We start from the raw sequence: 14,777 nt of genomic DNA, 5'->3' as shown, positions 1-14,777 counted from the left end.
AGTGAGTGGCAAAGGAGTTATGAGAATATCTTTTATTGTTTTCTATAACTTTGTAACGATGATTTATCAACTAGCTCGATCATTAATATATCTGAATTTTTTAAGTAATCTTGTTTTGCTAAATTTACTTTTGGAATTTTTGCAATTAGGCATACCCTTTGATGTGTATTCGTATAATTTACTTCACCAATAACGGTTGATCTTGTCGTGGTTTGAGGCGGGATGTACAACGAATATTGTCCATAATAATCTAAGTCAAAAATTAAGTCGTATGGATTATCTTTGATTTTTTCCATGCCAAACACATAGTGAGTAGCAACTTGCTGACCGCAAATTTTTTTAAATATAAATTCATAATTGGAATCAATATATTCTATATCCAGAAGATCATTAATTCTATTTGGGTTATATATGTTGACGTTCACATGTAAGCAAACGGGTTGGTTATTTTTTAAGGTATTTAAATTCAAATATTTAGAGCTTTCGAATTTGTAGTGGATCATTTTAGTATCGTTAATATAATAACTATATGTTCCATATCCATCTAATAAAAAATTGAATTTATAACGGCCTTTTCCTCTTGTTGATGGTTCGTAAATGTTATTTTGATATATTCCACAAATTTTTTTATAGCTATTAATATTAGGTAGTTGATTTTTAATAAGATGATGACAAGTTACAGACATTAAACAAAAACTTAAAAAGATTAGAAATAAGCCTAGTTTAAGAGTTTTTGGTTTGCTCAATAGAACGATAAGAAAAATACACCAAAATGTTATGAGAGAAGCGAAAATTTCAGATTGGTATTCTATGCCGAGTTGAGCAAACATATTTGTTATTTATAAATTTATTCGTTTTGAAGTTTAACAAGCATTCCCCAATAACAACACCCTGCAAATGCAATTTTGTTTTTCTGTAAATGTTATGTTATAACATTTCAATTATAAGAATGATCATTCTATAGGAGAATTAAAATGATGATTCCTCAAAAATTGTTGATGGGGCTACTGTTTAGCAGCGTTTTACTGGCAGGGTGTGGGGATGATGATTCCGATACTCAGCGTTCCGTCACTCAGCCATCCGTTCCTAAAACAGAGCATCAAGGACGTTTGGTGATTGCAAATGCCGATACTGAAAGGCCATTGCTTTCTGTATATGATTTAAATGATAAAAAGAATATCAATACAATCGCACTCAGCACAGCACCTGTGGCGATGTATAGCAGTCCACAATCGCGTTTTGCTGTTTTATTAAGTCGTAATGAAGGTATTGTACAGTTTGCAGATAGTGGTATTTTCCTCAAAGATAATAAGTTGCAGATCAATACGCCTAATTTACTGACCTATCAGTTTAAAGGCGCTAAACCTACACATTTCCGTAGTTTTAATGGGCAAGCTGCGATTTTTTATGATGGTAGTGAAACAGAAACTTCTAAATTTGATTATTTTAATGATCTTGCCATTGAGAAACAGTCAATCGCCACTCAGCAACTGCCTGTAAAACATCACGGTGTTGCAGAGCCTCGTGGGAATTATGTTTTAAGTACATATTTACCCAAAGATTCTAATATTTTAAGTATGGTCAAAAGCTATGAACTGCATGGAGACCATTTTCATGAAGAACAAACTTTGCTTAATCCATGTGACAAATTACATGGTGCAGGATCAATTGCAAATTATACGGCCTTTGGGTGTCTAGATGGCGTATTGGTGGTTGAGCAAAATGGTAATCGATTTAACGACAAAAAAATCTCAATCGATCAACGTATTACAACGATCGTTGGACATGAAAAGCTAAATCAATTGGTTGGATTTGCGACGGGCACAGGGGATATGTTTATCATTGACCCTAAAAATTTAAATGCAATGAATTTTGACTGGGCTAAAGGTACTAAAGAAAGTGATGGCATAACACCAGTTAAGCGTCTACAGCATGTGATGAATGCGACTGGGAAATATTTTGTTATTTTAGATAGTGCAGGAACATTACATATTATAGATACAGGGAATTGGAGTGTGGTTGGGAAACTCAATGTGATTGAAAACCCAGTCGCTACTGAGTTAGTCAAAAGCCGTTTGGTGGTCAATGCTGCCTCTGAAAGCATTTTTATTAATGATACAAATGCAAAGAAAATTCTTGAAATTGATTTGAAAACACCAAAAATCCTACAAAGCATTCAACTCACAGATGTCCCCAATACATTCACTTGGGTTGGTAATCCAAGCAAGTAAAATAACCTTGTTGAGTTAAATGATGATTTAAAAACCTATGAAATTTCGTAGGTTTTTATTTTATTGCTTGGTCTTTATTGTTTGGTAGAATAGGGCGTGAAAATAATTTTAAACTTGACCAATAACAACAGCCTACAAATACTGCAAAGCCATACAAATACCAAGCTGAAACAAGTGCCGATATTGAGGGAGGAAATGAGCCAGTAAAAACGAAATAAGCAATCAGCATAACTATGAGCCACATCAATAGTGAACCGATCATAATTGTAAAAAAGTTGAGCCAATATCGGCGTGAAAGTAAGACTGAAATAGCATAAGCAATTGGAATCACAATCACACAATAAAGCATATAAATGATCAGGCTAATCCCACACACAGTGAGGATAGATTGCATACTATATACATGATTTATCAAAATAAATAAAATGGCGAGGAAGAGCTGAATAAAAATCGGTGCAAAAAATAAGGCTTTTAAAATGATTTTGTTATTATATTGACGCATGGCTTAAAACAACAAAGAGATAAAACATGATGAAAGCATGCATGACAACGATTATTTTAGCTACACTTATTTGTTCCACATTTGCTTATGCAGATCCTCAAAATAGTTCACCTGATGCTTATAGCCAATGTGTTGACCAAACCATTCAAAAATTAGATTTGGGCAATATTAATAATGCGGTGGTGGAATTTTGCAGTCAGAAAACCAAAGCCACGTATGAAAAACAGATAGTCGCTTTGTTAGATCAAATCAAGCAACACAGTGAAAAGTATCAACAGCCTGAACGCTACAAAGATATTATGAAATCACAACAACTTTGGAAAAACTATGTTGATCAAGAGTGCAAAAATGCAGGTACTTATATTGGTTCTCCGATGTATGCATTTTGTCCAATGAAAGAATATGGTACAAGAGTAGAACAATTGACTGAATATGCGCAGTAAAAATCAATAGATGAGAAATTTAGTAGAAATACTTATACATTTAAGATGGATAATAAATACACCTTACTAGAACAACATCGTATAATTGCGCACTTCAAAAGTGCAAAAGCGAAGGACTGTCGTGTTTCATACGCAACTTGAATGGTTAAATACCTTAAAGCCAAATTTTAAAGTTTTACCCCTAAAAGACCGTTTACTTTGTGGTATTGGGGCTTTACTTGGTTTAGCAATATCATCATTAATCAGCTGGTATGTTCTCGGTGATTTAAATGCATGGTATATCGCACCAATGGGCGCTTCATCTGTCTTGCTATTTGCAGTGCCAGCCAGTCCTTTAGCACAGCCGTGGAATATGGTGGTTGGAAATACAATTGCAGGCATTATTGGTGTTACCTGTGCCATGTATATCCCTAATTTAACCGAAGCGTTTAGTGTTGCTGTTGCATTGGCAATCTTTTTGATGATGACCACTGACTCATTGCATCCACCTAGTGGTGCTGTGGCGATTACAGCGGTACTGGGTGGGGAATCTGTTCATCAACTGGGTTATCACTTTATTTTTTATCCAGTGCTTTTAAACTCAGTCTTACTTTTAGTGATTGCGATTATTTTTAACCGCTTATTGGGTAAACAGTATCCACAAGTTGCACAGCTGAATACGCGTTCTAAAGATCCAACGCCTACACAGAAAGTCACGATCCAACCACAAGATATTCACGATGTTTTAGAGCATCAAACAGAGTTGTTAGATATCAGTGAATATGACTTACAAAAAATCATTTTAGAAGCGCAAGAAAAGGCCAATGCGAGAGCAGTGAACCAATATCTTTGCCAAGACATTATGACTAAGGATGTGATTTGCTTACAAGAACAAGAAGAAATTCAGGATGCATTGGTTAAATTTAAGCATGTCAATTTAATGAGTCTCCCCGTGATCAATACAGAGCATCAATTGGTGGGCACACTGGCACTTTATGAAGTAGTGGAGTGGTTTAAGCGAGCAGCAGACCCGAGAGCTTCATGGGAACATCTTGTGAAACAAATTATGGATCGTAAAGTCGTAACGGCACAGCCTACTCAACCGATACAGGATTTGGTGCCTTACTTTGTTGAGCGTTCATTTAATTATATTCCAGTGGTTGAAAACCAAAAACTGGTGGGAATTATTAGTCGAGCAGACATGATTGCGGTGATGCAACAACAGCTCAATCGAGCAACGCATCCGATTTAATTTTTAGTTTATTTCATACATAGAAAACATAAAAAATTCAAACATAAAAAAAGCTACGTCAGTTTGGGGGAACTGGCGTAGCAGAAAAAGAAAAGCTAAATTGGTGTTAAATCAGTTATCTTATTTTTTCATCAATCACTGTTCGAACCTGATGTTGCTGATAGCTTTGTGGGCCATCTAATCGAAGCTCTTGCTTTGGAATAAGTAACCAAAGCACTAAATACACAATAATTCCAGGGAAAGCGGCACTCAAACACGATACCAAAATGAAGATGATACGTAATAATGTGACATTCCAACCAAAACGTTCAGCAATACCGCCCATTACACCGGCGATCATGTTATGTCGGCTAGAACGATATAAACCAGCATTGGCCATCAAAGTCTCCTTAAGCATTAAAAATAAGCTGTAACATCATTATTGATGTTTATCGCATATTTATTAAATGGTGATCGTGTGAATTTATTAAAGGGGAATCCGCTATTTATTTGTAAATATTGTGTAAACTTTTGTGAATTCATGGGCTTGTTTAAAACATTAATCTTCAATATAGGCTGTACTTTTTTATACTTTTGTAAAAAATGAATTGAGATGATTTCGTCAATTGAAACAACACAATAATATACTCATATTCACAATCAAAATTTGATATGTATTTACTCAGTATAATGTGGTTTTTGATTCATGTACTTAAATTTAAATAAAGTAGGATTTTGCAGAATACTAAGCATGAGTATTTGTTTGGTATTGGGTGCGTGTGATTCACAAAGTTCTATGGATCAAGAAGAGTCTGCGATGAGTCAGCGTTCAGCAAATGAAGCAGAGCAAGATCATCCTTCACAACGTACAAATACAGCAAAAAAACTGACTGAGGTCGCAGGACAAGCGACTTTACCTGTTACTTCAGACCCTAAAGATGTAGACCAACAAGCAAAACAGCTCCCGACAAAAGCAGAATCATTTGTTGGGCGTTACTATACTCAAATTAGTTGTGAGGATCGTTTTGTACATTGTACAAAGGGCAATGCAGAATTTATTGTCAATCTACTTCCAGATGGAACTGCACACCGCAACATTATTCATATGGGTAAAATGACTTATGAAAATAATGTCATCAAACCAAATCGTGCGTATCAAAAAAATACATGGGTTTATGATGAGGTGAATCATCAAATTATTATCAACCGTATAGAGGGGGTGCAATTTTTCTATAAAATTGATGCAGATCATAATTTGGTTATGGATTTGGACAAAATTTTAAATAGTAGTGAAAGCAATAGACGTTATTTTAACCAAAATAATCCTGCACCAGCGAAAGCTTATGTTTTGAAAAAATTGGATAATTAGGTTTTCTGTTTAGATTGATCTAACACATATTATAGAAGTTAATTATTCTTGAGTTTCTATTTTCCTTATGATTTCGCGCTTTGTTCTTTGGGGTTATGTAAGCAGATTCGAAGTACTGTTGTAATTGAACTATAAAAACAATTAAAAATGAATAAATTATGGTTTTTTATTGGTTTCAGCAAATCACTCATTTCTGGTGCTAGTATCACTTCAATTTTACTCATGTGATTTTACTGTATGCAAAATCAGACGCCTGAGAAGGCAAGTACTTCAGTATTGACTCTAGCCGCATTGGGTGTGGTTTTTGGTGATATTGGAACGAGTCCACTCTATGCACTCAAAGAAAGTTTTCATGCAACACATGGTATGCCTATTAATGAAATCAATATCTTGGGGATTTTGTCATTAATTTTTTGGACCATTACGCTTATTGTTTCGCTTAAATATGTCATGGTGATCATGCGAGCGGACAATAATGGCGAAGGTGGAATCATGGCATTGCTGGCTTTGAATCTTCGTCAAAAAGGCTTATCGAATAGAACAAAAATAATTATTACCGCTTTAGGATTTATCGGAGCATCTTTGTTTTTTGGAGATGGAATCATTACTCCAGCAATGTCAGTGTTATCTGCAGTTGAAGGTCTGTCTGTTGCTACGCCAACCCTTTCAAAATTTATTCTGCCCATTAGTATTGGTATTTTAACGGCTTTGTTTTTAGTGCAAAGACATGGCTCTGCCATCATGGGGAAATTTTTCGGTCCAGTTACTTTAGTGTGGTTTTTAGCTATAGGTGGTTTAGGGGTAATGAGTATTATCCAAAGCCCTTCAATTTTGGCCTTCTTAAGTCCACATTGGGGACTTTCGTTTATTCTTACAAATCCGATCATTTCTTTTTTTGTGATGGGTGCTGTTGTATTGACAGTCACAGGCGGTGAGGCGCTTTATGCGGATATGGGGCATTTTGGTGTCCTGCCGATTCGTCTGGGTTGGTTTTTTATAGTGTTGCCTTGTTTGGTTTTAAATTATGCAGGGCAGGGTGCTTTACTCCTCAGAGATCCTTCTGCGATTTCTAACCCATTTTATTTATTGGTTCCTGCATTATTACTCTACCCAATGATTGTACTTGCGACTGCTGCTGCAGTGATCGCATCACAAGCGTTAATCAGTGGTGTGTTCTCAATGGCAAAGCAAGCCATTCAATTGGGATATTTACCGCGTTTAACGGTGCTACATACCTCCGAATCAGAAGTGGGGCAAATTTATATTCCACTACTCAACTGGCTGTTATTTATCTCGATTATCGTGGTGGTTCTACTCTTTAAAACCAGTAGTCATTTAGCTGGAGCATATGGGTTGGCTGTTACGGTTACGATGTTCTGTGACACGCTTTTAGTCGGTTTTCTGGCTTATAGTTATTGGAAATGGCAGACATGGAAACTGGTCTTATTTATTGTCCCATTCATTTTAATTGACTTGGTGCTTTTAAGCTCTAACATGCTCAAATTCTTTATTGGCGGATGGATGCCAGTATTGGTTGCGACTGTCGTCTTCACTTTGATGATGATTTGGAAGAATGGTAAAGCAGCATTACAAGAGAAATTGCAAAGTGATACATTGCAGTTAGAGACTTTTATTCAATATTTGGGTGATGATTTAAATAAAGTTGCTGGAACAGCCGTATTCCTGACAGGCTCACCAAATGTTGTACCTCATGCGCTTCTACATAATTTAAAACACAATAAAATTCTTCACGAACGTAACATATTGGTTACGGTTGATGTGCAAGACATACCTTATGTGCCTAGTGAAGCAAGATATGATGTAGAAATACTCGATAAAAATTTCTATCGTATTCATCTGAAATATGGTTTTAAAGAACAACCCAATATTCCAGCTGTACTTGAAACCATTTTTAATGCATATGGTTATGAATTTAATTTGATGGAAATTAGCTTCTTTGTTTCACGTGAAAGAATCATTTCTAAACAGCAAAAGCTTTTAGCAAAATGGAGAGAGCAGGTATTTTCGACTATGCATAAGAATACCAGTCCGATTAGTGATTTTTATCAAATTCCTTCCAATCGGGTGGTTGAAATTGGTAGCCAAATAGAAATTTAAAAATGTAGTTTTGAAATGAAAAATGTCGGATTTAATACTCCGACATTAAATTTGAGTTTATATTTTGGTTATATGGAATTTGAGTGTAAATTTAGAAAAATAGATTAATTTCAGTATTTCAAATATATGGTGGGTTGTGTGGGGTTCGAACCCACGACCAATAGATTAAGAGCCTACTGCTCTCCCAACTGAGCTAACAACCCACAACAGGCTTCAGATATTAAAAAAGCATTTAAATAGGTATAAGATTTAGCAAAATTTTGAGAATGGAGAATTATCTAAAATTAGATGTTTAGTTTTGGTCGGAACATTTACAGATACGCTTCTATTATAGTACGAATAGTGAACATAAAGAAGGTTTAAGAATAAATGGTGGGTCGTCCGCGATTCGAACGCGGGACCAACGGATTAAAAGTCCGCTGCTCTACCAGCTGAGCTAACGACCCTGAGCGAGGTATAACGAAAAATATTCGCTGAAGTTTTAAAAAAGGGATTTTCTAAAACGTTCGACCTGTGCAGGTATGTAAAATTAGATTTTACAAAATGATGGTGGGTCGTCCGCGATTCGAACGCGGGACCAACGGATTAAAAGTCCGCTGCTCTACCAGCTGAGCTAACGACCCATCAAGGAATCAAAATAAGTGGTGGGTCGTCCGCGATTCGAACGCGGGACCAACGGATTAAAAGTCCGCTGCTCTACCAGCTGAGCTAACGACCCACATATATTTAAGCTTTCACTTAAATACGCAGTGTAAAAAGACTTTAAACACTACTTTGTTTTGATGGAGCGTATTTTAGCAAGTTATTGATAGAGCGCAAGCAAAAATTCATAAAGTTTGCAACGTTCGGTTATAAATAACACAATTCAAGCCATTTCTCAGGTGAAATGGCTTGAATCTGCCTTAGAAACGGTATTGATAAGTTTCAATATTGGCAATAATTTCAGCATTAACATCACAATAAGCTGTTTTGCTTGGTAATAGAACCAATAAGCGATCAGTGGTTTTATTTGGGTCGAAAGCTTGCTCTTTCAACTTATTTTTCTGATATTTAAAAGTACCTGTAGTTTCAACAGTTTGTTGTACCCGTAAAAAGACTGGGACAGCATAAGCAGGTAAGTGCTTTTTAAACTCTGCGACCATTTGCTGTAAGTCTTCACTCGTTAAATTTTCACCGTCATGCAATGTAATCGCAGCCATACCCGCGCGACCATTGGTATTTGGGATCTCAACGCCATAGACGACCGCTTCTGTGATCTTTGAATATTCGCTGACAATATTTTCAACTTCTGTAGTCGAGACATTTTCACCTTTCCAGCGGAAAGTATCACCTAGGCGATCGATAAATTGTGCATGGCGGAAGCCAATATCTCGAACTAAATCACCCGTGATAAAGTAAGAATCTCCTTTTTGGAAGACATCTTTCATGATCACGGATTTATTTTTTTCAGGATCAGTATAGCCATCAAAAGGAGAGCGGCTGGTAATTTTACCAATTAACAGACCGACGTCGCCTTTTTTAACTTTACAACAGTTGCCTTTTAGATCACGAATAGCTTCATTTTTATCTTTATCAAATTGAATAATTGCATACGGCGTTGGAGAGAAGCCGACAGTATTATCAAAGTTAAAAATATTACTAAAGCCTACATTGCCTTCACTAGATGCATAGAGCTCTAAAATTTCTTTTACACCAAAACGTTGTTTGAATTTGCCCCAAATATTTGGGCGCATACCATTTCCGATCATTTTGGTGACACGGTGAGAGCGATCCAGCTCTGATGGTGGGGCATCGATCAAATAACGACACAGCTCGCCGACATAGCCAATTGCAGATGCATTGAATTTTTTAACATCTGACCAGAATGATGAGGTTGAGAATTTGCGACGAATAGCAAGTGCAGAGCCACCTGCGATTACACCACACCAACACACCACCATGCCAGTGGCATGATAAAGCGGTAGGGTGCAATACATTACATCATCTTCACCAAGGTTTAAAATATGGCCGTATGTTCCATAAGCGAGTGTCCAGCGGCTATTGGTGAAGATCACGGCTTTAGGTAACCCCGTTGTTCCAGAGGTATAAATATAAAATAAACCGTCTTTGCCTTTTACACTTTGAGTTGTAGGCGGGTTAAATTTAGGAAATTGATCCGTTTGTTCTGCAAGATTAATAAAACCTTGTGGCGCAGTCCCAGGTTGCTTGAAAGTGTCTTGATCAGCGAACCAATGAAAGCGATCTTGGGCAATATTTAAATCTTGGCGTATTTCATCAACAGCAGCACGACATTCTTCACCAGTAATAATGGCAACAGGTTTAACCAGGTTAATGCTATGCGTTAGCACTTTGCCTGTTTGTGATGTATTGACTAATGCTGTCGTTACACCAATTTTTGCAAGAGCAATAACCGAAACAATAAGCTCAGGGCGGTTTTCGATCATAACGGTGATGACATCACCTTTCTTAACACCTTTAGCTAGGTAAAAGTGAGCAATTTGGTTTGCCCAGTTGTTCAGTTCTTGATAGCTGTAACGTTGATTTTCAAATAATAACGCATCTCCATATGGATTACGTTTTACAGCACGTTCAAAAGCTAAACCTAGACCTGTTGGTGTTTTGGGTGTCCTGATATACGCTTGTTTAAGGCCGGTCAGTATGTTGGGAAGTTTGCTTATTAACTGTGGTAAACGTTCTGCTACATCAGCAAATCCGATGAGGTCGGTCTGTGTTGTTTGACTCATATCAATCCTATTTATTTTTCGTAATCCGATACAATTTTTAGAGCATTATAAACTCAATGTGCTTATTTCATATTTTACGGTTAAGTAAAATATGGAAATAAAATAATCCAATTTACATGTGTCTTTTTAATGGTTTTGGTCTAGTGCAATCAACCTAATCTGACAAATGTATTTATAATTCTTCCAAAATAACAAAAAAACCTAGCCATCGAAATGACTAGGTTCTTTTTTCTAGCTATATTTTATGCAAATTATAGCCAATTACTCTGCTGTCGGTGGCGTAATTTTCTTTGGTGGACGTCCACGAGGGCGACGAGGGCGAGCTGGTTTCTCATCAGTTGAAACTTCTGACTCATCTTTGTCGTCTGCTTTTTCTTTTGTGTCCAAAGCTAAAGATTGTTGAGCTTCTTCTTTTGGACTCGAAGTTTCAGCTTGAACATCTACTTCTTCTGGCTGTACTTCGATCGCTGTCGCTTGAACTTCAACAATTTCAACAGGTGCTATTTCAGCTGGTGTTTGAATTGTTGTTTCAGCAATTACAGTTTCAGCTTGAACTTCAACTACAGTACTTTCTGTTTGAGGTGCTTTCGCTTCATCTGCAATGACTTCAACAGACTCTGCTTGAGCTTGGCTATTGTCTAGTTCAGCTTGATGCTCTTGCTTTGCTTGTACCGCAGCTTGTTTTGCTAAACGGCGACGTTCACGTGGATCATTTGCAACACGTTGATCGTTCACAGCTTTAGGCGGTGTTAAATCAAGTATTTCAGCAGGTTGTGCTTCAGGAGCGGCCTTGGTAATGGCAACATCACGTGTCACAGGTTGCTTTTCTTGCACGTCAGGGCTTGCAGCAACAGTCAACGTTGCAGCATATTCTTCAGTGAATTTAAGCAATGCACGGTTGAATGTTGGAATTAAACCAAATTGCTCGATAAGAACTGCACAATCATCGCCGTAAACAGCACGGATTAGTGTGCCCACAGTGTACTGATTTAACGTCGGTACTTGTGAAGGGGTGATTTTAGGCGTTTCAGCTTTTGCTTGAGCGGCAGCACGTTGTTCACGACGTTTCTGACGTGGATCATTGCTTGCACGTTTTACAGGCTCTTGAACATGTTCAACTTGCTCAACAACAACGGGTTCAATTTTAGCTTCAACAACAACCGGTGCAGTGACTTCAACTGTTTTATCAGTTTTAGTTTCTACTGACGCAGGTTTTTTCGTTTTTGCAGGTGCTTTAGGCTGTGGTTGATTCAGCGCTAAAATTTCACTTTGGGCTTGATCAACATTTACCACTAACGCTGTTGTTAATGGCGCATGTTGTGGAGCATCAATCACTTCAACCTTTAGCTGTTTTTCAGCAGGTGCTTTGATTGGTTCAGCCACTACATTTGTATTTGCAGATACAGCTTGCTGCTCATCATTAAAGACATTGTGATCGCGATGGCGATTTGGTCGGTTCGGTCGTTGATTATTGTGACGATCACGACGAGGAACAGACTGTTCTGCATTTACTTCAGGTTGTTGATCATGCTGTGTACGTTGCTTTTGCTGACGTCTTTGATCACGTTGTTCCTGACGCTGTTCTTGGCGTTGCTCTTGATGTGATACTTGAACAACTTCTTCAATCAACTGATTTTGTTCAGGAGATTGTTCACGCGGCTCTTTGTGCTTATTGCGTTTTTTATTGTTGTTATTATTGCGCTGTGTTTTTTCTTCTTTCTCAGCTGACTTTTCATATTCACGCTGTTCTTGTTTTTGAACAGGGTTTTGTGAAAGGTAAGCATTGGTTTCAGGAACAACACGAGTTTCAATAACATTGGTCGATGTATTAACTTGACCAAATTGACCACGACTTACTGCTCCGCCATTCACCATTTGCTCAATTGCAGCAGCGGCATTGTTTGCAGAACGTGATTGATCAACAGTAGAAGCTTGTTTTTGTACAAACAAGTTTTCTAACCAAGCACATGGGCTTGATGATGCTTGTGCAACTTGAGCTTGAACAGCGGTTTGTTTAGCTTGCTGTTGTTGGTTTTGAGGCTTTCTTTGAGGCTTGTTATTTTGAGCTGGAGCGCCTTGAGTTGAAGCACCAATTTGTTGCGTTGGTTCTTCTTCTAAATGCCATTCAGATGACTCATAACCCAATTCTTTTTCACTTGAACGTGTTGCTTCAGTACGTTCATAGCTCGTTGGAGCAAAACCTTCTGGATTATAAGAAATTTCGTAATGTGGTGTTTCCAAATGTGGATGTGGCAATACAGTCACACGTACATTTGAAGTTTGTTCTAAGTAAACAAGACTGTGACGCTTTTCATTCAATAAGAATGCAGCGATTTCAACAGGAACTTCAACTTGAACTTCACCTTGACGTTCACGAAGTGCAATCTCTTCCACTTTACGCATAATTGAAAGTGATAAAGAGCGTAAGTCACGTACCATACCTGTGCCATGACAGCGAGGGCAGACATAACCTGTTGCTTCTTCAAGAGATGGACGTAAGCGTTGACGACTCATTTCCATTAAACCAAAACGAGACAGTTGTCCAAATTGGATACGTGCACGGTCACTTTGCGTTGATTCACGAAGTTTTGCTTCAACCATACGCTGGTTGCGCTCTTTGGTCATATCGATGAAGTCGATGACCACTAAGCCGCCAATATCACGTAAACGTAATTGGCGTGAAATTTCTTCTGCAGCTTCTAAGTTCGTACTTAAAGCCGTTTCTTCTACATCATGACCACGAGTTGATTTTGCAGAGTTAATATCAATTGACACTAACGCTTCAGTTTGGTCAATGACAATAGAACCACCAGAAGGAAGTTTTACTTCACGTTCATAAGCCGTTTGAATTTGGCTTTCGATACCAAAATGAGCAAAAAGTGGTTCATTTAAAGTATAGGTTTTAAGCTTATCAACTTGATTCGGCATCACTGCTTTTACGAAGTTATAGGCTTCGTTATACGCTTGTTCAGAATCAATTAAAATTTCAGTCACGTCATCACGTAAATAATCACGGATAGCACGAGTAACTACACCCGCTTCTTGATGTACAAGCATTGGCGATGGGCCAGAGCTTGCAGTATTTTGGATTTGAGCCCAAAGGTCTAACAAATGCTGTAAATCAAGTTGTAATTCTTCTTGAGAACGACCAATACCCGCAGTACGGACAATAACGCTCATACCACGTGGTGTGTTTAATGACGCCAACATTTCTTTCAATTCTTCACGAACTGAGCCTGAAATTTGACGACTAATACCACCACCTTTAGGGTTGTTTGGCATTAAAACTAAATAGCGACCTGCTAAAGAAATATAAGTAGAAAGGGCTGCGCCTTTATTACCGCGTTCTTCTTTTTCAACTTGAACTAAAAGTTCAGTGCCTTCAGTGATTAACTCACGGATATTTGAAGTTTGGCGAGGGTCAGCTTTGTAATAGGTATTGGCAATTTCACGCATCGACAAGAAACCTTGGCGACCTGCTCCATATTCTACAAATACTGCTTCTAATGAAGGTTCAACACGCGTAACGTGACCTTTATAGATGTTGGCTTTCTTTTGCTCACGCGTACGATTTTCTAAGTCAAAATCGTAAAGGCGGTGACCAGTGATGAGTGCAACGCGAACTTCTTCGGCATGTGTTGCATTGATCAACATACGTTTCATGGGTGTAACACCTAGTAGTGATTCACACCAACAACTCGCTATCTTTAAGTGATGCGAACATCTAAAAGCTTGGATCAATATTCAAAAACATGGATACATCTACATGTCTTGAGTATTTACCAACCTGTTTTCAAAAGGCTTGGATTTAATACCTATTTGATGTTGCAATACTTCTTTAATCTTTGCACAATTAAAGTTTTGAGCTTTTCACTGGCACTTAAAGTGGTGCATTGGATGACTTATTTTGTTCGTCTTTCACCGTCATATTGCTCGAAGATCAACTCTACTCATGGGTAGGAGCGTCTTGATACGGAATGATCATCGTATCTTTACAAACTATGCAGTTCCAATGCCTCAAACACTTATGTCCTGAATAATACTCTAAAAGCGACTTGTCTGGCGTGTATCAGTTTATGTTTAAAAACCAACGTCTCGGTTGGCGACATATATTTTTAAACAAACCGATTTCTGTACTTTAAGTACAATTAAACGCAACA

10 protein-coding genes and 4 tRNA genes are annotated in these 14,777 nt (G+C 37.7%); 5 read left to right on the top strand and 9 right to left on the bottom strand.

Features of this window, described 5'->3' with window-relative positions; all coding sequences use genetic code 11:
* Positions 1-32: 32 nt before the first annotated feature.
* A complete protein-coding gene (locus CDA10_RS12035; protein ID WP_228704630.1) occupies positions 33-830 on the bottom strand; it encodes a hypothetical protein in 798 nt (265 codons plus the stop codon).
* 144 nt (positions 831-974) lie between these two features.
* On the opposite strand from CDA10_RS12035, the gene CDA10_RS12030 reads away from it, so the two are divergent.
* Entirely contained in the window at positions 975-2,231 is a 1,257-nt protein-coding gene (locus CDA10_RS12030; RefSeq protein WP_089605845.1) for a hypothetical protein, read from the top strand.
* A 55-nt stretch (positions 2,232-2,286) separates the two neighbouring features.
* On the opposite strand, the gene CDA10_RS12025 is transcribed toward CDA10_RS12030, so the two are convergent.
* Entirely contained in the window at positions 2,287-2,625 is a 339-nt protein-coding gene (locus CDA10_RS12025; protein WP_228704629.1) for a hypothetical protein, read from the bottom strand.
* Between the two features lie 134 nt (positions 2,626-2,759).
* Between CDA10_RS12025 and CDA10_RS12020 the strand changes: the two genes are divergently transcribed.
* The gene (locus tag CDA10_RS12020; RefSeq protein WP_089605843.1) at positions 2,760-3,176 is read left to right on the top strand and encodes a lysozyme inhibitor LprI family protein; all 417 of its coding nucleotides are present in this window, start codon (positions 2,760-2,762) and stop codon (positions 3,174-3,176) included.
* Between the two features lie 121 nt (positions 3,177-3,297).
* The gene (locus CDA10_RS12015) at positions 3,298-4,407 is read left to right on the top strand and encodes an HPP family protein (protein ID WP_089605842.1); all 1,110 of its coding nucleotides are present in this window, start codon (positions 3,298-3,300) and stop codon (positions 4,405-4,407) included.
* A 115-nt stretch (positions 4,408-4,522) separates the two neighbouring features.
* Here the strand turns inward: CDA10_RS12015 and CDA10_RS12010 are convergent, their stop codons facing one another.
* Positions 4,523-4,786, bottom strand: a complete 264-nt coding sequence (locus CDA10_RS12010) for a PspC domain-containing protein (protein WP_089605841.1) — start codon at positions 4,784-4,786, stop codon at positions 4,523-4,525.
* 351 nt (positions 4,787-5,137) lie between these two features.
* Between CDA10_RS12010 and CDA10_RS12005 the strand changes: the two genes are divergently transcribed.
* Both CDA10_RS12005 and CDA10_RS12000 read left to right on the top strand, forming a co-directional pair.
* A complete protein-coding gene (locus CDA10_RS12005; protein ID WP_228704628.1) occupies positions 5,138-5,755 on the top strand; it encodes a hypothetical protein in 618 nt (205 codons plus the stop codon).
* 237 nt (positions 5,756-5,992) lie between these two features.
* Positions 5,993-7,873 (top strand): potassium transporter Kup, encoded by a 1,881-nt coding sequence (locus CDA10_RS12000; protein WP_089605839.1) that lies wholly within the window; start codon positions 5,993-5,995, stop codon positions 7,871-7,873.
* A 127-nt stretch (positions 7,874-8,000) separates the two neighbouring features.
* On the opposite strand, the gene CDA10_RS11995 is transcribed toward CDA10_RS12000, so the two are convergent.
* The 6 genes from CDA10_RS11995 to CDA10_RS11970 all read right to left on the bottom strand — a co-directional run bounded on the left by CDA10_RS11995 (position 8,001) and on the right by CDA10_RS11970 (position 14,280).
* A tRNA-Lys gene (locus tag CDA10_RS11995) sits at positions 8,001-8,076 on the bottom strand.
* Between the two features lie 167 nt (positions 8,077-8,243).
* Positions 8,244-8,319: transfer RNA gene (locus CDA10_RS11990), tRNA-Lys, on the bottom strand.
* A 101-nt stretch (positions 8,320-8,420) separates the two neighbouring features.
* Positions 8,421-8,496: transfer RNA gene (locus CDA10_RS11985), tRNA-Lys, on the bottom strand.
* 19 nt (positions 8,497-8,515) lie between these two features.
* Positions 8,516-8,591 (bottom strand) — tRNA-Lys (locus CDA10_RS11980).
* 184 nt (positions 8,592-8,775) lie between these two features.
* On the bottom strand, positions 8,776-10,617 hold the full coding sequence (locus CDA10_RS11975) for a long-chain-acyl-CoA synthetase (RefSeq protein ID WP_089605838.1): 1,842 nt from the start codon (positions 10,615-10,617) through the stop codon (positions 8,776-8,778).
* A 261-nt stretch (positions 10,618-10,878) separates the two neighbouring features.
* Positions 10,879-14,280: an Rne/Rng family ribonuclease gene (locus CDA10_RS11970; protein WP_089605837.1), complete on the bottom strand. Its 3,402-nt coding sequence runs from the start codon at positions 14,278-14,280 to the stop codon at positions 10,879-10,881.
* Positions 14,281-14,777: the final 497 nt, after the last annotated feature.

This window comes from Acinetobacter piscicola (genome assembly GCF_002233755.1).
Taxonomy (GTDB): Bacteria; Pseudomonadota; Gammaproteobacteria; order Pseudomonadales; family Moraxellaceae; genus Acinetobacter; species Acinetobacter piscicola.
The sequence above is the reverse complement of the archived record's forward strand: the minus strand, read 5'-3'. Positions and strand labels throughout refer to the sequence as shown.